At 66.6% G+C, this 18,727-nt stretch carries 16 protein-coding genes; 8 read left to right on the top strand and 8 right to left on the bottom strand.

Translation table 11 applies throughout. The features are described 5' to 3' along the window. The first annotated feature begins 138 nt into the window (after window positions 1-138). Window positions 139-564, top strand: coding sequence for a DoxX family protein (locus AC5P6X_RS16005; RefSeq protein WP_108270052.1), 426 nt, complete (start codon window positions 139-141; stop codon window positions 562-564). Here the strand turns inward: AC5P6X_RS16005 and AC5P6X_RS16000 are convergent. Further along, window positions 537-1,346: an APH(3')-II family aminoglycoside O-phosphotransferase gene (locus AC5P6X_RS16000; RefSeq protein ID WP_329756767.1), complete on the bottom strand. Its 810-nt coding sequence runs from the start codon at window positions 1,344-1,346 to the stop codon at window positions 537-539. The genes AC5P6X_RS16005 and AC5P6X_RS16000 overlap by 28 nt on opposite strands. A 41-nt stretch (window positions 1,347-1,387) precedes the next feature. Continuing rightward, window positions 1,388-1,891 carry a DUF2938 domain-containing protein gene (locus tag AC5P6X_RS15995; protein WP_329756765.1) on the bottom strand — a complete coding sequence of 168 codons (504 nt, stop codon included), beginning with the start codon at window positions 1,889-1,891 and terminating at the stop codon, window positions 1,388-1,390. A gap of 55 nt (window positions 1,892-1,946) precedes the next feature. On the opposite strand from AC5P6X_RS15995, the gene AC5P6X_RS15990 reads away from it, so the two are divergent. From AC5P6X_RS15990 to AC5P6X_RS15980, 3 genes are read left to right on the top strand one after another with little or no spacing between them, the layout of a single operon-like run. Further along, window positions 1,947-2,612 carry an ArsR/SmtB family transcription factor gene (locus tag AC5P6X_RS15990; protein ID WP_005409356.1) on the top strand — a complete coding sequence of 222 codons (666 nt, stop codon included), beginning with the start codon at window positions 1,947-1,949 and terminating at the stop codon, window positions 2,610-2,612. Window positions 2,613-2,626: 14 nt separating this feature from the next. Beyond that, window positions 2,627-3,355, top strand: coding sequence for a GNAT family N-acetyltransferase (locus AC5P6X_RS15985; RefSeq protein ID WP_099529525.1), 729 nt, complete (start codon window positions 2,627-2,629; stop codon window positions 3,353-3,355). Between the two features lie 28 nt (window positions 3,356-3,383). Further along, window positions 3,384-4,100: an SDR family NAD(P)-dependent oxidoreductase gene (locus AC5P6X_RS15980; RefSeq protein ID WP_005413133.1), complete on the top strand. Its 717-nt coding sequence runs from the start codon at window positions 3,384-3,386 to the stop codon at window positions 4,098-4,100. Here the strand turns inward: AC5P6X_RS15980 and AC5P6X_RS15975 are convergent. Next, window positions 4,094-5,605, bottom strand: a complete 1,512-nt coding sequence (locus AC5P6X_RS15975) for an MFS transporter (RefSeq protein ID WP_495215526.1) — start codon at window positions 5,603-5,605, stop codon at window positions 4,094-4,096. The genes AC5P6X_RS15980 and AC5P6X_RS15975 overlap by 7 nt on opposite strands. Window positions 5,606-5,644: 39 nt before the next feature. On the opposite strand from AC5P6X_RS15975, the gene AC5P6X_RS15970 reads away from it, so the two are divergent. Both AC5P6X_RS15970 and AC5P6X_RS15965 read left to right on the top strand, forming a co-directional pair. Beyond that, the gene (locus AC5P6X_RS15970) at window positions 5,645-6,628 is read left to right on the top strand and encodes a LysR substrate-binding domain-containing protein (protein WP_425531784.1); all 984 of its coding nucleotides are present in this window, start codon (window positions 5,645-5,647) and stop codon (window positions 6,626-6,628) included. Between the two features lie 63 nt (window positions 6,629-6,691). Then, complete coding sequence (locus tag AC5P6X_RS15965) at window positions 6,692-8,638, top strand: EAL domain-containing protein (protein WP_329756760.1); 1,947 nt, start codon at window positions 6,692-6,694, stop codon at window positions 8,636-8,638. On the opposite strand, the gene AC5P6X_RS15960 is transcribed toward AC5P6X_RS15965, so the two are convergent. Next, window positions 8,635-9,246, bottom strand: a complete 612-nt coding sequence (locus AC5P6X_RS15960) for a TetR/AcrR family transcriptional regulator (RefSeq protein WP_088436180.1) — start codon at window positions 9,244-9,246, stop codon at window positions 8,635-8,637. The genes AC5P6X_RS15965 and AC5P6X_RS15960 overlap by 4 nt on opposite strands. A 104-nt stretch (window positions 9,247-9,350) precedes the next feature. Between AC5P6X_RS15960 and AC5P6X_RS15955 the strand changes: the two genes are divergently transcribed. Both AC5P6X_RS15955 and AC5P6X_RS15950 read left to right on the top strand, forming a co-directional pair. After that, window positions 9,351-10,427: an MBL fold metallo-hydrolase gene (locus tag AC5P6X_RS15955; RefSeq protein WP_329756759.1), complete on the top strand. Its 1,077-nt coding sequence runs from the start codon at window positions 9,351-9,353 to the stop codon at window positions 10,425-10,427. 601 nt (window positions 10,428-11,028) lie between these two features. Next, window positions 11,029-14,148 carry a galactose-binding domain-containing protein gene (locus AC5P6X_RS15950; protein WP_495215525.1) on the top strand — a complete coding sequence of 1,040 codons (3,120 nt, stop codon included), beginning with the start codon at window positions 11,029-11,031 and terminating at the stop codon, window positions 14,146-14,148. Window positions 14,149-14,223: 75 nt separating this feature from the next. Here AC5P6X_RS15950 and AC5P6X_RS15945 read toward each other — a convergent pair whose 3' ends face one another. From AC5P6X_RS15945 to AC5P6X_RS15930, 4 genes are read right to left on the bottom strand one after another with little or no spacing between them, the layout of a single operon-like run. Beyond that, window positions 14,224-15,201, bottom strand: coding sequence for an ABC transporter substrate-binding protein (locus AC5P6X_RS15945; RefSeq protein ID WP_329756756.1), 978 nt, complete (start codon window positions 15,199-15,201; stop codon window positions 14,224-14,226). A 15-nt stretch (window positions 15,202-15,216) separates the two neighbouring features. After that, a complete protein-coding gene (locus AC5P6X_RS15940) occupies window positions 15,217-16,962 on the bottom strand; it encodes an amino acid ABC transporter permease/ATP-binding protein (RefSeq protein ID WP_329756755.1) in 1,746 nt (581 codons plus the stop codon). Further along, window positions 16,959-17,510 (bottom strand): GNAT family N-acetyltransferase, encoded by a 552-nt coding sequence (locus tag AC5P6X_RS15935; protein ID WP_169448700.1) that lies wholly within the window; start codon window positions 17,508-17,510, stop codon window positions 16,959-16,961. Before AC5P6X_RS15935 ends, AC5P6X_RS15940 begins: the two co-directional genes overlap by 4 nt. Then, window positions 17,507-18,727: a M20 aminoacylase family protein gene (locus AC5P6X_RS15930; protein WP_329756752.1), complete on the bottom strand. Its 1,221-nt coding sequence runs from the start codon at window positions 18,725-18,727 to the stop codon at window positions 17,507-17,509. Before AC5P6X_RS15930 ends, AC5P6X_RS15935 begins: the two co-directional genes overlap by 4 nt.

The raw sequence follows: 18,727 nt of genomic DNA, 5'->3' as shown, positions 1-18,727 counted from the left end.
GAATAGTGAACGAACGTTCGTCCAATTAAAAGGCGACAACCCGACCACCATCGGGCTTCGTTCAGCCAGCCTTGACCTCAACCGCTGTTGAGGCCCGATGCTGCCCGGCCCGCCCAACGCTCAACCCGGAGTTCCTGCATGCCACGGATGATCGCCACCCTGCTCGACAGCCGCGTGCTGTGGTTCCTCGCCCGGCTGCTGCTGGCCGTGGTGTTCCTGTCCTCGGGCCTGGCCAAGCTGCTGGCGTGGGACAACAGCGTGGCCGAAATGCAGGCCGCCGGGCTGCAGCCGCCTGTGCTGTTCAACCTCGCCAGCGCGGTGGTGCTGCTGGGCGGCGCACTGTGCCTGCTGCTTGATCGCCTGCTCTGGCTGGGCAGCGGCGTGCTGGCAGTGTTCATGCTGCTGACCATCGTCGTCGTGCATACCTTCTGGACCAAGCACGGCGCGGAACAGCAGCTGGCCCTGTTCTTCGCGCTGGAGCACCTGAGCGTGGTGGGTGGCCTGATCTGCGCGGCCATCGCCAGCCACGCGCGGGCTCAGAAGAACTCGTCGAGCAGCCGGTAGAACGCGAGCCGGCGCTCGTCGGCCACCGCGCCGTAGCGCTGGAACAACGGCGCCACCCAACGCGTGTCGCCGAAGTTGTGGACCAGGCTGCGCGCGGCCAGCGCCAGGTCCTGGTAGCGGTCGGCAACACCCAGTCGCCCACAGTCGATGAAACCGCTGAAACGCCCCTCGACCACCATCAGGTTCGGCAGGCAGGCATCGCCATGGCTGACCACCAGGTCTTCATGATCGGGCCGGGTACTGCACAGTTCAGCGAAGACCTGCTGCGGACTCTGGCCCAGGCGTTCGTCATCGAAGTCATCGGCATCCACCAACCCCGCCTCGACCCGTGCCTGCGCGGCTTGCAGTCGCAAGTGCAGTCGCTGGTCAAACGGGCAGGCTGCCAGCGGCAACGCATGCAGCCCGCGCAGCGCGTCGGCCAGCAGTTCCACCAGCTGCTGCGGCGCGAGTTCCGGCGACGAAGCCAGGTCGCGGCCGGGCAGCGCGCTCATCAGCAACCAGCGCCGGCCCGCTTCTTCGGCGGTGGCAATTACCGTTGGTGCCGGTTGTCCCTGTTCCTGCAGCCAGCGCAGGCGCGCGATCTCATCACCGAGCTCACTGAAGGCGTCGATCACTTCCGACTTCACGAAGGCATCGGGCTGGCCTGGTCGCTGCACACGGGCTACATCCGCGCGCGACACGCCGATCGACTGCCGCTCGACGCGCGCATCGGCCAACGCTTCCTGCCATGCCCACGGTAGCGGCAGCGGCAGGCCATCAGTCAAGGGATTGGGTGCTTCCATGCCGGGGTGTTCCTGTTGCCGGTGACCCCGCCGATTCTCGCTCATGCTGCACGAACCGCGGCCAACAGCAGCGCGGAAAGGTACATGCCCACGCCGAACACGCTGTGCGCCACCAGGCTGCGCAGGCGAGCCTTGCCCGGCGCCGGGGTCTTCGAAGCGGCAATGCCGGCACCCATGCCCGGCTGAAGGATGAAGAACGGCGCGGCAACGCTGAGGATGCCGAAGGCCAGTGCCGGCCACAGGGTGGGTGCCTGCGCCCAATCGCTTCCTGCCACGGCCAGCAACAACGCGGCGAAGACCACCCCGATCACGTAATGCGCGGTCCAGCCCAGCGCGCGCTCGCCACCGACCGCTGCCGCGCGACCGATGCCGTCGTGGCGGAAGCGCCCGCGCGGCAGGTGCCCCAGCCAACGCCCGACCATCGCAAAATCCAACGAGGGAATGCCGAACAGCCGCCGCTGCACCACCGCCCACAGGTCCATTACTGCGGTCGCTCCCACGCCGACTACCACCGCATCCATCACGAATGTCGTCTGGCCAGACATATCGCACACCTTCAATTATTTGCTTGAATGATAGAGCGATGCTAGCGTGCCGCGCATGAACGCTGCAACAGAGCCACCACCCTCACCGCTTGAGGCCTTGGCCGAGATCGCCCGCACGCTCGGCCATGCCCATCGCCTGGCCCTGCTGGAGCACATCGCCCAGGGCGAGCGCGCCGTGGAACGCCTGGCTGAACTGACCGGGCTGTCGGTGGCCAATACCTCCCAGCATCTGCAGCAGCTGCGCCGTGCCGGCCTGGTACAGACCCGCCGTGACGGCAAGCGCATCCTCTATCGCAGCGGTGATGGCCCGCTGGGCAACCTGCTGGCCGCACTGCGCGACTATGCCGATCACCAGCGCAGCGAAATGCACGGCGTGATCCACGACAGCCTGCAGCGCCGCGATGCGCTGGAAGGACTGACCGTGGAGCAGCTGCTGGAACAACGCAGCAGCGTGGTGCTGCTGGATGTGCGGCCGCGCGAGGAATTCGATCTGGGCCACCTGCCAGGCGCGCTGAACATTCCCGTTACGGAACTGCGTGCACGGATGGACGAACTGCCGCGTGCCGTCCACATTGTCGCGTACTGCCGCGGTCCCTACTGCGTGCTGTCCAACGATGCGGTGGCGATGCTGCGCGAGGCCGGACTGACCGCGCAGCGGCTCGCCGCCGGTTACCCCGAATGGAAGGCCGCCGGCCTGCAGGTGGACCTGCCCCGGCACTGAGCGAGACACCGGTCATGGATGATGTGTTTGCCCCGTTGATCGATGCGACCTGGCGCGGCGTGTTCTCCGGGCAGCGCACGCTGCGGGACGATCCACAGCTGCAGTTGGCGTGCAGCGATGATTTCGATGAGGGCGAGGACGGCATGCTGCTGCAGCCGGTCGTGGGCCCCGCTCGCGCACTGTTGCGCCCTGCCCTGGCGGCTCGCCTGCACCTGCACGCGCAACCGCACTGGACGCTGGCACAGCTGCAACAGCGCCTGCAGCAGCTCGGCCAGCGCACGCATGGTGCGGATCGTGTCTTCTACTTCCCTGCCGCAGAACTTGCGGCCCTGGCCGCGCGCCCTGCACCACTACATATCCGCCGTCTCGACCCGGCCGACGCAGCCGCGTTCGAGGTGTTCCAGGCCAACGCCAGCGAAGAGGATCTCGATGCCGCCTGGGTCGAGCTGGACCACTGGCAGGTGTTCGGCGCCTTCGATGGCGAGCGGCTGGTTGCCGCGGGAAGCATGTACCCGTGGAGCCTGGATCCAGCCCTGGCCGACATGGGCGTGCTGACCCTGCCCGAGGCCCGCGGTCGCGGGCACGCACGCCAGCTGGTACACGCCATGGCCGTGTCCGCGCAGGCGGCCGGGCTGCAGCCTCAGTACCGTTGCCAGCTCGACAACACCGCCTCGATCATTACCGCCGAGCGCAGCGGCCTGCGCGCGTTCGCCGACTGGGACACCATTCTGGCGGCCGACTGAGGCCGCCGCAGTACAACAAGGAAGCAACATGAAATTGATGGTCATCGGCGCCAGCAGGGGCCTGGGTCGGGCGTTCGTGGAAGGCCTGTGCAGTGCGGGCGACACCGTCATCGGCGTTTCGCGCAGCCGTCCGCGCGACCTTGAATGCCCCGAGGGTGTCACCCTGCAGTGGATCGAGGCCGATCTGTCCCAACCCACCCTGGCTGCCAATCACATCGCAGCGCAGGCACCGGCCGATCTGGATGTGCTGATCCACAACCTGGGCATCTGGGAAGAGACCGCCTTCAGCGACGAGTACGCCTTCCTCGACGAGAGCGATGCCGCGCTCACCCAGCTGGTCGACGTCAACATCACCGCGACCCTGGTGCTGCTGCAGCGCCTGCTGCCGCGGGTGCTGGGTGCGCCACGCCCGCAGCTGGTGCTGACCGGCTCGACCTCGGCACTGCCGCGCAGCGGCCGCCCGGAAGTGGCGTTCGGTGCATCCAAGTTCGCACTCAACGGCATCGCCGATGCACTGCGCGAGGGTTTCCGCGATCGCCGCCTGGCGGTGACCAGCCTGCAGCTGGGCTACCTCAACACCGACGATGCGCTGTCGGTTCCGGTGGCAGAGGCCGCAGCGCGCGGCGACGGCGAGCTGGTGCCGGTGCACGACGTCGTTGCGATGGTGCGCGCGCTGCTGCAGTTGTCACCGTCCGGCTTCGTGCGCGAACTGGTGCTGCCGGCCATCGCCGACCCGCGCTACTGACTACCCCTGCTCAGGCCAGGCTCGACCTCTTCGCGCAACAGGTACCCAAGCACGATGGCGGTCAGCACGGTCGCCATCGCCAGGACAAACAGCTGGCCACGGACGGCCTCCATGTATGCCTGGGCAAGCGCCGTTCTCGAAACGCCGGGCAATGCCTCCACCGCTCCGCCAAGGTCGCCCATGGACAGCCTGTACACGGCGGCACGGGCCACGACGCCGGCCTCCAGCATCATGTTCCCGCCAATCCGGGCCGAGAGCATGATGCCGACAAGCGCGAGGGCAATGGAATCGCCTGCCAGTCGCATCGCATTGAAGATGCCAGCGGCCATGCCGGCCTGCTCCTTGCCGACCACGCTGACCGCGAGGCCATCCATGATCCCCCAGGGAAGGCCGATGCCGATTCCGATGACCAGCATCGGCATCCAGCGCACCGACGGGAACTGGAACACCTGCGCCAGCCATGCCAGCCCAAGCGCACCGATCAGCAGGCCCGCACAGCACAGCGTCCGCGCCGGAATCCAGCGCAGCAGGTAGCCGGCAACCAGGGGAACAACCAGCAAGGGTGCAGACAGCGCTGCCATCGCCAGTCCAGCCTCGGTGGGTCGCAGTCCTTCAACACCGATGAAGCCAGCCGGCAGCACAACCAGAAGGACGACGTAGGAGAACGCAGGGGCAGCGGCCAGAATCTGCACGCCAACAAAACGCCGGTTGCGGAACAGCCCGAGATCCAGCAGCGGTGTTCGATGGGAGCGCTCAACGGCAATGAACACGCCCAGCAGCACCACCGAGAGCGCCAGCAGTACCAGCGTCTGCGGATGCAGCAGGCCACGTTCCGGCAGCACGATCATGGCGTAGGTGAGTGAGCCCAGCGCCAGCATGAAGGTGATGGCCCCCAGCCAATCCAAGCGTGGCGAACCGGCGTTTCTCGATTCGGCGGATGACAGGGCGACCAGCGGTACGGTCAGGGCCGCCAGCAACGCAGGCAGGAAGAACACCCATTCCCAGCCCAGCGCATCGATCAACCCGCCCGCCAGCAGCGGACCGCCTGCGGCCCCTGCACCAAAGGTGGTGCCGATCAGGCTGAACACCCTTGCCCGCGCCTGGCCGTCGAACACTTGCGCCAGCGACGCCATCGCGCCGGCAAACGCTGCCGACGCCGCCATCCCCTGAAGCAGTCTCAGGACATTGATCCACACCACATCGGGCATCAAGGGAATCAGGCCGGTGACGAGTGCAAACAACGCGCCGCCCAGAATCCAGATCCGGCGCCTGCCATGCAGATCGGCCAGTCCACCGGCCACCAGCGTGGTGCAGCCGTAGGTCAACAGATAGGCGTTGATGATCCAGGACAACGCCGCAGGGGAACCGCCCAGCGCGTCCCGGATGGCGGGAATGCCCACGGCGGGGCTGGCAATGCTCAAGGGAATGGTGAGCGCCGTCAGACACCCTGCCAGCACCACGCCAAAGCGTGATGATCCGGCCGTCTCAGCAGAGGCAACAGACATGTCGATGAAACTCGGGCGTGGCCAAGCGCCACCGCATTGATGCTATCGACGACGCTATTGCGTAAGAATCCGTCATTCGCTCCATGCTTTAATGACACAAACGTCATCAATGGTCACGTCATGGACAGCTTTGCCGGTCTCAGCCTCTTCGTTCTGGTCGCCGAGGCACGCAGCTTCGCGGCCGCAGCACGACAGCGTGGCATCACCCCTTCGGCCGCAAGCAAGACCATCGCCCGGCTGGAAGAGCGCCTGGGTGCCCGCCTGCTGAATCGCAATACCCGCAGCGTCAGCCTGACTGCCGAAGGCGAGCAGTTCCTTGAACGCTGCCGCCGCATCATGATCGAGGTCGCTGCGGCAGAACGCGAACTGACCGATGCCCAGGCCGCGCCCAGCGGTCGCCTGAAGGTCAGTCTTCCACTCGCCAGCGGTCTGATGCTGCCGGTGCTTTCGGCGTTTGCGCAGCGCTTCCCCGCCATCGAACTCGACCTGCACTTCAGCGACCGCCTGGTCGATGTCATCGAGGAAGGCTTCGATGCCGTCGTCCGCACAGGCAGCCCCGCCGACTCCCGGCTGCACGGCCGCAACCTCGGCAGTACCCGCCTGCTGTGCGTGGGCGCCCCTGCGTACTTCGCCCAGCGCGGCACGCCGCAGCACCCGGACGAGCTGAGCGGCCACGCATGCCTTCTCCATCGCTTTCCCGGCACCGGCCTGATCGAACGCTGGCCACTGCCCGCACGTGAGGGAGGCGCTGAAACCCGGCTGACTGCCGCAATGACCGCTAATCATCTTGAGACGATCCTGCACATGGCCATCGATGGCCATGGCATTGCGTGCCTGCCCGACTTCGCCACGCGTGATGCGCTGGACCGCGGTTCGCTCGTCAGCGTCCTGGACCCATGGAGCACTGAGCGAAGCACCTTCTGGGCCCTCTGGCCAAGCCATCGCCATCAGCAGCCGCGTGTACGCGCGTTCGTGGATTTCATGGCCGAACACCTCCTTCCCGGAAACGACCGCTGCAATTGAACCTGCGCGCTGCTGCGACTACGCTGCTCGTCACCGGCCGTCGGTCACAGGCGGGAACCTGCTATGGATGCGCTTTCACGGGTCTCGGCCCAGGTCCTGGACAGCGCCCTGCCCAGCCTGCCGCTGTACCTGCTGCAGGCCACGGCGGTGATCGGCATGATCGGCGTGCTGCTGATCGCCACCCGCCGCGCCGGCCACGCCATTGAAGGCCGCCGCCTGTACGTGGGCGTGGCGCTGGGCCTGATCTACCTGTTCAATTCCTGGTTCGTGGCCCGCTACAGCCAGGGCGTGGTCAAGCTCCACCTGGGTTTCGACATCCTGCTGGTCAGCGGCCTGCTCGGCGGCTGGCGCGGTGGCCTGGCCTGCCTGGGCGCCAGCCTGCTGGCCCGCTACCAGTTCGCCGGCACCCAGTATTTCCTGCCTGCCGGCCTCGAGGCCACGCTGCAGATGCTGGCCGGCGTCTGGCTGCGCAGGCGCCTGCACCCACGCATGCTCAATGAACTCTCGCTGCGCCTGATCCTGCAGGCCTGGGGCGTTCGTATCGTCGTCACTGCGTTGGGCCTGGCACTGGGGGTAGCAATCATCGGCGCCCATCAGCTGCCCGTGGAGGAGTTGGCAATCCAGCGCCTGCTGGCACTGCCACTCTCACTGCTGATGCTCGGCGCGGTGTTCGCACTGGTCTACAACGATGCGCAGATCGATGCACAACGCCAGCGCGAACAGGCCTGGCTGCGCATCGATCCGATCAGTGGCCTGCCCAACATGCGTGCGCTCGGCGAACGCCTGCAGCATTACTGGCGCGACAACGACGGCATCGGCAAGGCCTGCCTGATCGTGGCCGAGATGGGCAACCTGCGCGATCTGCGCCTGCGCTATGGTCCGCTGCAGGACAACGGTATCTGGCAGCGCGACAGCACCGAAGAAGTACATCGGCTGCTGCCCTCGCTGCCGGCCACGCAACTGGAGATCTACCAGTTCGGCGATGCCGCGCTGGCGATCCTGGTGCGCGACCTGGCCTTGTCCGAACTGCGCACGCAACCGCAGATCACCGAGCTGGCCAGCAACCTGGCCGAGCAGGTCGGCCGCGATTGGCCCGGTTTCCGGCCGCTGTTCCGCTGTGCGGTAGTCGAATTGAAGCCCCCCGTAGATGCCGACGAAGGACATCTTCCGTTCCGTGCGATCACCGTTGCACTGAGTGCGATCGAATCCGGCGTCGTGTTCTTCGACGACCCGATCCAGCGCGACAGCGAGATCGACGCCCTGATCGAAGTCGCTCTCGAACGTTGGCTGCAGCAGGGCGACGCACCGCTGTGCTACCAGCCCAAGCATCGCCTGCAGGATCGCCAACTGGTCGGCGCCGAAGCACTGCTGCGCATGCGCGACGGCGAGGGCCGGCCGATCGCGCCGATGCGGGTGATCTCCCTGCTGCGCCGGCAGGGGCGATTGGCTGAACTGGAATGGGCCACGCTGCAGTCGGCCATCCACTTCCTGCAGCAGTGCCGACGCGATGGCACGCAACTGAAGATCGCAGTGAACGTTTCGGCCGAGTCACTGCGCCTGCCCGACTTCGGCCTGCGCCTGCAGGAACTGCTGCAGCTGCACGATGTGCCTGGCGTGATGTTGCGCCTGGAGATCGTCGAATGGACCGAGATCGTCGAGCGCGACGTGGTAGATGCCAACATCGCACAGCTGCTGGCGGCAGAGGTCACCCTGTCGCTGGATGATTTCGGCGCTGGCTATTCAACCCTGATCCTGCTCTCGCAGCTGGCCATCGCCGAGGTCAAGATCGAACAGGCGCTGATCGCCACACTGTCCGACGCCAAGTCGCAGTCGATCGTGCGCTTCATCGTCGAGGTTGCGCACCGCTGCGGCGCGATCGTGGTGGCCGAAGGTACCGAAACCCTGGCGCAGGAGCAGAAGCTGCGGGCCCTGGGCGTGGATGTCGGCCAAGGCTATCTGTACTCGGCGGCGCTGCCGGCCGACGAGTTCCTCCGCTTCGCCGCCAGCTAGACCGCGTAGAAACCGAGGAACATCGCCACCGCCGATTCGGCCACGCGTGCACGCTCCTCTGCGTTCAACGGCGCCTGCCCCATCGTCACCTGTGGCCAGAACGCAAAGCTCTTCACCAGCCCGTGCAGCTGGTGGCCGGCGAACTCCGGATCGACCTCGCGCAGCCGGCCGTCAGCGATGGCCGCGCGGATCCACGCACTCTCGCCACTTTCCTTCTCGCCCATGCGGCAGACGATGGCCTGCGCACGCTCCGGTGAGTGGATGATCTCGGCCATCGCCACCCGCGCCAGATCGATGAAGTTGGCATCACTGAGCAATTCCAGCTTCTGCCCCAGCAACTGCAGCAACTGCGCCTGCAGCGGCTGGTCGGCGCGGTACGGCAATGTGTCGCTGGCAACGCTTCGCTCCCACAGCTCCTCCAGGATCATCGAGAACAGCGCTTCCTTGCTCGGGAAGTGGTTGTAGACGGTGCGCTTGGAGACCCCGGCCGCCTCGGCAATGCGGTCCATGCTGGTCGCCTCGTAGCCCGAGGCACGGAACTCCTCCACCGCCGCGCGCACGATGGCTTCGCGTTTGCGGTCTGTCAGGCGTTGCGGGACACGGGGCATGGCGGGAACCGGATAACTGAACGGATGCCTCCATTTTACACTTGGTAGTGTACTTTTGGAAAACCCGAAACTACACTGTGCAGTGTACTCAGCGGACGTCACCCATGAAGCGCCTGCTCCTTATCCTCCTGCTTGGAATCCTTGCCGTGACCGCCTACACCTTCTGCAAGTCCTGGTCCCTCCCCGACTTCCCCGAGTCGCCGCAGTACCGTGATGGCAAGTTCCGCAATGCCCTGCCCCGTCCAGCGATGGGCCTGCGCGACGGCCTGGAGATCTGGTGGACGTTCCTCTTCAACAAACCCAAGGGCACCGTGCCCGCGCACCCGATTCCAGTGCAGCCGCTGGACCGCGCCACACTGGACGCCGCGCCGGACCGCAGCCTGTTCCGGCTGGGGCACTCTACGATCCTGCTGAAGCTGCGCGGCCAGTACTGGCTGACCGACCCGGTGTTCTCCGAGCGCGCCTCGCCGGTGCAGTGGATGGGCCCGGCCCGCTTCCATGCGCCGCCGATCAGCATCGACGATCTGCCGCCGATCGCCGGCGTGATCCTCTCGCACAACCACTACGACCACCTCGACCACGCAGCGGTGATGCAGCTGGCCGGCAAGACCGCGCGCTTCATTGCACCGCTCGGCGTCGGCGACCAGCTGATCGCCTGGGGCGTGGACGCCAGCAAGGTCGAACAGCTGGACTGGTGGCAATCGACCGAGGCCAACGGCCTGCGCCTGACCGCCACCCCCGGCCAGCATTTCTCCGGCCGCGGACTGGGCGACAGTGATCGCAGCCTGTGGGCGTCATGGGTGATCCAGGACGATGATTTCCGCATTTTCTTCAGCGGTGACACCGGCTACTTCGATGGCTTCAAGGCCATCGGCGAAAAATACGGTCCGTTCGACCTGACCATGATCGAGACCGGTGCCTACGATCCGCGCTGGGCGTTCGTGCACATGCAGCCGGAACAGACGCTGCAGGCGCACCTGGACCTGCACGGCAAGTGGCTGCTGCCGATCCATAACGGCACCTTCGATCTGGCCCTGCACGCATGGCAGCAGCCGTTCGAACGCATCACCGCATTGGCGGCCGCGAAGAACGTGCCGGTGGCCACGCCGATGATGGGCGAAGCGCTGGACATGCAGGCGCCGCAGGCGGGTACGCGATGGTGGGAGACGGTGGAGCTGTAACAGGGGGGCGCTTGACCTGCCGGATACTATGTAGAGCCGAGCCATGCTCGGCTGCTTCTCAAAAGTGTTCCATGGAAGTCAAACAAGCCCAGCTCTGGAGGCACCGCAAGTAGAGATACTGGCAGCATTGCTGACATCGAAGTGCACGGTTATCAACTCGGCTTCCGGGAGCGCATTTTGGACCTGCACGCATGTATCACGCGCGACATCGTTTGCGACCGTTCCCTCTCTCTGGAATCGCAACGCCAAGATACCCGGCAAACCACTACCCAGCAGCCCATCGTCACATCCCGACTCTGCGAGACATCGCTCAAATGCACTGAGATCTTCCCCGATATCGGGCACTCGGTACATCAGCGTAAAACTGAATTCCATCATCAATCCATTCCAGATTCGAGGTCGCTACCAATAGCGTATGGCCTGGTCGACGGCCGTCCAGAGCCACATCCGTCAACCCCATTGATGGTGATCGTGACTCAAACCGGCGATCGAGGCGACCGGCCATCATCCGCAACCTATTGCAGTGCGTCATGTAACCGATTACATCCCTTGCTAGCGTAGCGCTCGCCCGATTCCGGTCGATCCTGCGAGGCTGCCAGTAATGACGTTGCGCGCCGAACGCTCCAAGGTCTCCACCCCGCTTTTCCCGTTGCGCCTTGCCGCGGCCCTGCTGTTGGCCGCCCTGGTCTCCAGCGCACAGGCACAGACCCTCACCCCGCGCAGCCAATGGCAGGCCAGCAGTTCATCGCAACAGGTACCGGCGATGGCGATCGGCCACCTGATCGACGGCGACCCGAAGACCGTGACCGGCGGCGCCTTCAGCCCCGGCCACTGGTTCCAGATCGACCTGGGCGCACCCACCCTGCTGGCCGGCGCGCGCCTCACCTGGGATGTCTCCAATCCGGAAGGCTATTCGCTGCAGACCTCACTGGATGGCACGCAGTGGCAGACCGCGTACACGATGGCCGATTCACTGGGCGATGTGGAAACGCTGTACTTCGCGCCGCGGCAGGCGCGCTATCTGCGGCTGGCCAGTCCGCAGCGCACTTCCGACTGGGGCGTGTCGATCTTCGAGATGGAGCCGCTGGACAGCACGCTCAGCGCACGCGTCAGCGGTGTGGATGCAACGCAGGCGGCGGCGCTCTGGCAAGGCGGCGGCACCGTCCCGATTCCGGCCGGGACAAATGGATCCCATGCGTTAGAGATCACGCTGCCGCAGGCTCGATCGACGGCTGGTCTGGTGATCGACTGGGCTGATGGCAGCCGCGGCCCTGCCCGATTGCAGGTTCAGGATGCACAGGGCCGGTGGCAGGACCTCGCGCACGATGCGCAGGCGGCCAGCCACCGCCAGAGCTGGCTGGCCGCCAATGCCGCACAGGCCGTGCGTGCATTCCGCCTGAGCGTGGATGGATCTGCACCAAAGGTGGCACGCCTGCGCCTGCTCGGCCCGAAAGCCGTGATGACACCGATGAAGCAGTACCAGATTGCCGCCAGTGGTGCGCAGCGCGCGTTGTTCCCGGCCTCGCTGCAGATGCAGCAGACTTACTGGACCGCCGTCGGCGTGCATGCCGGGCGACAGAAATCGATCTTCGACGAGTACGGCAACCTGGAAGCCTTCAAAGGGGCGCCGCTGGTGCAGCCGATCTGGCGCAGCGCCGATGGGAGCACTGCGGGTGCGGCCGGGCAGAACGTGCAGCATGCATTGCGGGACGGCTGGAAGCCGATGCCCTCCGCTACCTGGTCACCGCAACCCGGCCTGGAGCTGCGCAGTGAAGTGTTCGCCATCGAGCGCAACGGCCAGCCGGTGACCTTCCTGCGTCATCGCCTGCACAACACCGGCGGCACCAGGATCGACGGCACGCTCAGCCTGGTCGTGCGCCCGATGCAGATGAATCCACCGTGGCAGAACGGCGGGCTGTCACCCATCCGCGATGTGGCGATCGATGGACAGGCCGTGCGCATCAATGGACGCACGCTGCTGCAGTCGCTCACGCCGGTGGCTGCGTCCGGCGCGGCGCCGTTTGGCAGGGAGGGCGCAACGGAAATCACCGCGACCCTCGCTGCCGGCCAGCTGCCCTCCACGCAACAGGCGCGTGATGACCAGGGTCTTGCCGCCACCGCGCTCAACTACCGTGTATCACTGGCACCGGGCGCCAGCGATGCCATCGTGGTCGCGTTCCCGCTGGGTACTGCCGCCGCCGATAGCAAGGGCGCACTGCCCGAGGCGCCCGCGCTCGATCTGGCCACGCTGCCCCGCGATGCCAATGCGGCGTTCGATTCACTGGCCACGCAGGCGTCCGCGGACTGGCAGGCACGGCTGGGCCAGGTCGGCCTGCGCCTGCCCGATCCTTCGCTGGTGGACATGCTGCGCGCGCAGGCCGCCTACATGCTGATCAACCAGACCGGCCCGGCCATGCAGCCCGGGCCCCGCAACTACAACCGCTCCTTCATCCGCGACGGCATGGCCACCTCGGCGGTGCTGCTGCGCATGGGCGAAGCACGCGTCGCGCGCGACTACCTGGCCTGGTACAGCGAACACGGCGTGCATGCCAACGGCCTGGTCTCGCCGATCCTCAACGACGATGGCAGTGTCAACACCGGCTTTGGATCGGACATCGAGTACGACAGCCAAGGACAGTACGTCGCGTTGGTGGCCGATGTCGCGCGCTTGGATGGTGGACCGGAATCGGTGCGTGCCTACCTGCCCAAGGTGAAGGCCGCGCTGCAGTTCCTGCAGGAACTACGCGAGCGCACGCTGGTGCCCGGCTACAAGGCCGACCAGCCGGCGCCGGAGCGCTTCGCGGGCATCCTTGCGCCGTCGATCAGCCATGAGGGATATCCGTCGCCCACCCACAGCTACTGGGATGACTACTGGGGACTGAAGGGCTGGCACGACGGCGCGTGGCTGGCCGAGTCGCTGGGCGACCATGAAACCGCCCGTTGGGCGCGCGAACAGTACACGCTGCTCTACGACGCGCTGCACGCCTCTATCCGGGCGACGATGGCGTGGAAGGGCATCGACTTCATTCCCTCCTCGGCCGACCTGGGCGATGGCGATCCAACCGGCGTATCGATCGCACTGGACCCCACCGGTGCGCAGAGCGTGCTGCCCGCCGAGGCACTGCGGACCACCTTCGCGCGTTATCTGGAGGATGTGCGCAAGCGCAGCCAGCCCGATGCGCTGTACGCCTATACGCCGTATGAGATCCGCAACGTGCTGAGCTATGTGCACCTGGGCCAACCGCAGGTTGCCGATGAGCTGCTGCAGGGACTGCTGCATGATCGGCGCCCGCTTGAGTGGCAGGTACTGGCCGAGGTCGTGCACTCGCGGCTGCGTTTCCCCCGCTACCTGGGCGACATGCCGCATACCTGGATTGGTGCCGAGTACGGCCGCACGCTGTTCGGCATGCTGATGCGCGAAGACGATGATGCATTGTCATTGCTGCCGGGCACGCCGCCGTCGTGGGTGGCGGGCGATGGGTTGGCGGTGGAGCGGCTGCCGACCGCGTATGGCACGTTGCAGATGCAGGCGCGGCAGCGCGACGGCACACTGACGGTCACGCTGGGCAAGGGGTTGCGCAGCGGGACGGCAGTGAAAGTCTGGTGGCCGGCGCGCACCATGCCGAAGACGGTGCGTGTGGATGGGCATAGCGTTTCCGACTTCGATGCCGAGGGTGTGCGGCTGGCAAAGCCGTTCAGAACACTGGAGGCGCGCTGGTAGAGGCGAGCTTGCTCGACTGCATGTCGCCGATCACCATGCGCCAGTCTACAGGGGCCCGCCGGGCCACGCCCGGTGTCATTGCAGCGTCGGCAATCCCGGCGGGTTGGTCTGCGACTGCGGCACAGCTTCCTCGGCCACGTTCCATCGCTTCAGCGCCTGCGCATAGGTACCACTGGCAATCTGCGTGTTCAGCGCCTGCGTCACCGCGTCGGCCAGGCCGCTCCCCTTGCGCGTGGTCGCCGAGATCGCCGCGGCGTTCGGCCAGCCGCCGGGGAACAGGCCCACGCGCCGCACCTTGCCGTCGCGTGCCGAGTACGCGCCGGTGGCATTGGGCTCGAACGAGACATCGGCCCGCCCGGTGATCACCGCCAACCGGCCGACTACCGCGTCATCGAAGTACTGGTACTCCACCGGCTTCAAGCCGGCAGCGATGTTCTGCTGGTCCCACTGCCGCAGGATCTGGTCCTGGTTGGTGCTGGCACCGACCACCACCTTCAGCCCGGCAACGTCGGCCGGCTTTTCGATCTTCTGGATCGGCCCATCAGTGCGCGTGTAGATGCCCAGCAGGTCGTAACGGTAGCTGGAGAAATCGAACTTCTTCTTTCGCTCCTCGGTGACCGTCACGTTCGACAGCACCGCATCGTACTTGCCCGATTCCAGCCCCAGCGGCCAGTCGGCCCACGCCACCGGCACGATCACCAGCTTCAGGCCCAGCGCATCGGCGATCAGGCGCGCGATGTCCGGCTCGATGCCGACCACGTCCTTGCTGTCGGCGCCGTAGTCGGCCAGCGGCAGCTGCCCCGGATGAGTCGCCACGGTGAACGCCCCCGGCGTGACGAAGCGGTAGCCAGCCGGAATCAGGGCCTGCGCCTTCGGGTCGAGCGTGCCCTTCAGGATGGCGGTGTTCGCGCGGGCCAGGCTGGTCGCGGCCACGGCGCCGGCATCCGGGGCCTGGCGCACGCGCGAGTAGACGATGCCGGCGATGCCGATGACCAGCACGCCTGCGATCAACAAGGTGCTGCGTGAGGGGCGACGGGGTGCTGCAGGGCTCATGGCATTCCTTGAGGGTTACAGGGTCTTGGCCAGGAAATCGGCGGTGCGTTGCTGGCGCGGGCGCTCGAACAGGGCCTCGGGCGTGCCCTGCTCGATCACCCGGCCCTGGTCCATCATCACCACGTGGTCGGCCACGCGGCGGGCGAAGCTCAGCTCATGGGTGACGATCACCAGCGTGGTACCCGAACGGGCCAGTTCTTCGATCACGCTCAGCACCTCGGCCACCAGTTCCGGATCCAGCGCCGACGTGGGTTCGTCGAACAGCAGCACCTTCGGCTGCAGCGCCAGCGCGCGGGCAATCGCGATGCGCTGCTGCTGGCCACCGGACAACTGGCGCGGGAAGGCATCGGCCTTGTCGGCCAGGCCGACCCGCTCCAGCAGCGTGCGCGCCTGCTGCTCGGCCTGCGCGCGCGGCACACCGCGCACCGCGATTGGCGCCTCGATGATGTTCTCCAATGCGGTCAGGTGCGGGAACAGGTTGAAGCCCTGGAACACCATGCCCACTTCGGCACGACGGCGACGGATCTCGCGCTCGGGCAGTTCGTACAGGGTGTCGCCATCGCGGCGGTAGCCGATCAGCTGGCCGCCCACGGTCACATAGCCGCTGTCGGCGCGTTCCAGGTGGTTGATCAGCCGCAGCAGCGTGGATTTGCCGGCGCCGGACGGGCCGATCAGAACCGTCACGCTTCCAGCGCGCAGCTCCAGGTTCACGTCTTCCAGCACCGGCTGCTCGCCGAACACCTTGCCCACACCATGCAGCGACACCGCAGCGCCCTCGCCCGCTTCAACCTGCGCGGCGATGCGCGGGCGATTGACTACGTGCGGTGCGGCATCACTGGATGTCCGCACCGGTGACGACACCCGCGACACCGAGCGCTCGCGCTGCAGTTGGCCGCGCGCGAAGCGCTGTTCCACGCGCCGCTGCAGCAGCGACAACACGGTCAGGATCACCAGGTACCAGACCGTGGCCACCATCAGCAGCGGCACCACTTCCAGGTTGCGGCGGTAGATCACCTGCACGGTGTAGAACAGCTCAGGCAGCGCCAGCACGTAGACCACCGAGGTGCTCTTGGCCAGGCCGATCACATCGTTGAACGCGGCCGGCAGGATCGAACGCATCGCCTGCGGCAGGATGATGCGGCGCACCTGGCGACCGCGCGGCAGGCCGAGTGCGGCCGCGGCCTCGTACTGGCCGTGGTCGACCGAGAGGATGCCACCGCGGATCACCTCGGCCGAGAACGCGGCCTGGTTCAGGGTCAGGCCCAGCACCGCGGCGGTGAACACACCGATCAGCTGCGTGGTCGGGTACGAGAACAGGCTGATGCCGGTGAACGGCACGCCCAGCTCGATGGTGCTGTACAGGTAGCCCAGGTTGTTCAGCAGCAGCAACAGCACCAGCAGCGGGATCGAGCGGAACAACCACACGTAGCCCCACGACACCGCCGACAGCAGCGGCGAACCAGAGACGCGGGCCAGCGCAAGCAAGGTGCCCAGTGCGAAACCGAGACCGGTACCGAGCGCGGTCAGCAGCAGCGTGCGGCCCAGGCCCTCGAGCACCGGGCGTGCGAAGAACCACTCAGCGAAGGTGCCCCAGCCCCAGCGCGGATTACCCAGTACGGACTGCAGCCCGATCAGGATCAGCGCCAGTGCCAGTACTGTGCCGAACACCTGCAGCGGATGCCGGGCCGGCACGATCTTCAACGCGGGCGCTGGCGCGGGCCGGGTTGCAATGCCATCCAGCGCGGTCGAAGGCGTGCTCACGCGTGGGCTCCTTGCAGCTGGGCCTGCGCAGGCGCAACGACAGGCGTCGCTGCCCGCAGGTGCTTTTCGAACGGCAGGTGCGCAATGGTTTCGGGATCCGCATCCAGATCGAACAGCGCGGTGTAACCATGGCTGAGGTACAGGCCAACCGCTTCAGGCTGGCGGAAGCCGGTGGTCAGGAACACGCGCCGATAGCCCTGGCGCGCCGCCTGCTCTTCCAGTTCCTGCAGCACGCGCCGGGCGATGCCCTGCCGGCGCAGCCCGGGCAGCGTCCAGATACGCTTGAACTCGGCGGTGTCGGGATCACGGTGCGGCATGAACGCGCCGCCGGAGATTGCCAGACCGTCGCGCAGCAACAGTACGAAGGCCCCTACCGGCGCGGCAAATGCCTGCACCGGGTAGCGCTGCAGTTCCTCGCGGGCGCTGCCGCCGATGCGTCGGCGCACGTCGGCGTAGCGGCTGTCGTACTCCTGTTCCAGGCCATCGAACAGAGGCCGTGCCAGCGGATCATCCACCGAGGTGTAGAAGAAGCGTTCGTTGCTGCTCATGCCACGTCCTTCACCAGATAGTCTTCGGCCAACCGTGCCCACAGGCTGGCGGCGGGTGCGATTGCGGCGTCGTTGAACACGTAGCGCGGGCTGTGCAGCGGCGCGCTGTCGCCGTTGCCGACGAACACGAAACTGCCCGGCCGCGCCTGCAGCAGGAAGGCGAAATCCTCGCTGGCGGTGCGCGGCGCGAATTCGGGCACTACGTGTTCACTGCCGAAGCCCTGCAGCGCCACCTCGCGGATGTAGGCAGTCTGCTGCGGGTGGTTGATCACGCTGGGGAAACCGCGCGGGAACTCGATCTCGGCGCGCGCACCGAACGCGGCAGCGGTCTGCTCGGCAATCCCGGTGACCCGGCGCCGCAGGGTGTCGCGTACCTCCGGCAGGTAGGCGCGCACCGTCAGTTTCAGCTCGACCACGTCCGGAATCACATTGGCGGCCTGGCCGCCGTGGATCGAGCCGACAGTGACCACGCCCATCTGCCGCGGATCGACATTGCGCGCCACCACGCTCTGCAGCGCAGTGATGATGTGCGCGGCGACCAGGATCGGATCCACGCTGCCCTGCGGCTCGGCACCGTGTCCGCCCTTGCCGATCACCTTCAGCCGCGCCCAGTCCACCGACGCCATCGCGGGGCCATCGACGAAGCCGAAGTGACCCACCGGCACACCCGGCCAGTTATGCAGCCCGTAAATCGCATCCACCGGGAAGCGCTCGAACAGGCCATCGGCAATCATCTTCGACGCCCCCGAACCCGTCTCCTCTGCAGGCTGGAACACCAGCTGCAGGGTGCCGTCGATATCACCGTGATGGGCCAGGTAGTGCGCGGCGGACAGCAGGATGGCGGTATGCCCATCGTGGCCGCAGGCATGCATCAGCCCTTCGTTCTGGCTGGCATAGGCCAGCCCGGACGCCTCGTGGATCGGCAATGCATCGATGTCGGCGCGCAGGCCGAGGCGACGACTGCCCTGTCCGCGCTGCAGCGTACCGACCACGCCGGTGCCACCGAGCCCGGTGGTCACCTCATAGCCCCACTGCTGCAGCAGTTCGGCCACTCGGGCGCTGGTGCGGTGCTCCTCGAAGGCCAGCTCCGGGTGCCGGTGCAGGTCATGACGGATCGCAATGGCCGCCTCGGCGCGTGCTGCGATTTCAGGCAGCACGCCGATTGACGCGGGGTCTCGCCGGGCATGGCCGGGCGCTACCGAATTCTCTCCGCTCAT

The sequence above is a fragment of the Stenotrophomonas sp. YJH_SMC_40 genome (assembly GCF_059368615.1).
The sequence above is the reverse complement of the archived record's forward strand: the minus strand, read 5'-3'. Positions and strand labels throughout refer to the sequence as shown.

Bases quoted from the DNA above. Each gene is read 5' to 3' on its own strand.
- AC5P6X_RS15965 (WP_329756760.1), top strand. From the start codon at position 6,692: ATGGATGCGCTTTCACGGGTCTCGGCCCAGGTCCTGGACAGCGCCCTG.
- AC5P6X_RS15970 (WP_425531784.1), top strand. From the start codon at position 5,645: ATGCTATCGACGACGCTATTGCGTAAGAATCCGTCATTCGCTCCATGC.
- AC5P6X_RS15985 (WP_099529525.1), top strand. From the start codon at position 2,627: ATGGATGATGTGTTTGCCCCGTTGATCGATGCGACCTGGCGCGGCGTG.
- AC5P6X_RS15955 (WP_329756759.1), top strand. From the start codon at position 9,351: ATGAAGCGCCTGCTCCTTATCCTCCTGCTTGGAATCCTTGCCGTGACC.
- AC5P6X_RS15950 (WP_495215525.1), top strand. From the start codon at position 11,029: ATGACGTTGCGCGCCGAACGCTCCAAGGTCTCCACCCCGCTTTTCCCG.
- AC5P6X_RS15990 (WP_005409356.1), top strand. From the start codon at position 1,947: ATGAACGCTGCAACAGAGCCACCACCCTCACCGCTTGAGGCCTTGGCC.
- AC5P6X_RS16000 (WP_329756767.1), bottom strand. From the start codon at position 1,346: ATGGAAGCACCCAATCCCTTGACTGATGGCCTGCCGCTGCCGCTACCG.
- AC5P6X_RS15945 (WP_329756756.1), bottom strand. From the start codon at position 15,201: ATGAGCCCTGCAGCACCCCGTCGCCCCTCACGCAGCACCTTGTTGATC.
- AC5P6X_RS16005 (WP_108270052.1), top strand. From the start codon at position 139: ATGCCACGGATGATCGCCACCCTGCTCGACAGCCGCGTGCTGTGGTTC.
- AC5P6X_RS15935 (WP_169448700.1), bottom strand. From the start codon at position 17,510: ATGAGCAGCAACGAACGCTTCTTCTACACCTCGGTGGATGATCCGCTG.
- AC5P6X_RS15930 (WP_329756752.1), bottom strand. From the start codon at position 18,727: ATGAGCGGAGAGAATTCGGTAGCGCCCGGCCATGCCCGGCGAGACCCC.
- AC5P6X_RS15995 (WP_329756765.1), bottom strand. From the start codon at position 1,891: ATGTCTGGCCAGACGACATTCGTGATGGATGCGGTGGTAGTCGGCGTG.
- AC5P6X_RS15975 (WP_495215526.1), bottom strand. From the start codon at position 5,605: ATGTCTGTTGCCTCTGCTGAGACGGCCGGATCATCACGCTTTGGCGTG.
- AC5P6X_RS15980 (WP_005413133.1), top strand. From the start codon at position 3,384: ATGAAATTGATGGTCATCGGCGCCAGCAGGGGCCTGGGTCGGGCGTTC.
- AC5P6X_RS15960 (WP_088436180.1), bottom strand. From the start codon at position 9,246: ATGCCCCGTGTCCCGCAACGCCTGACAGACCGCAAACGCGAAGCCATC.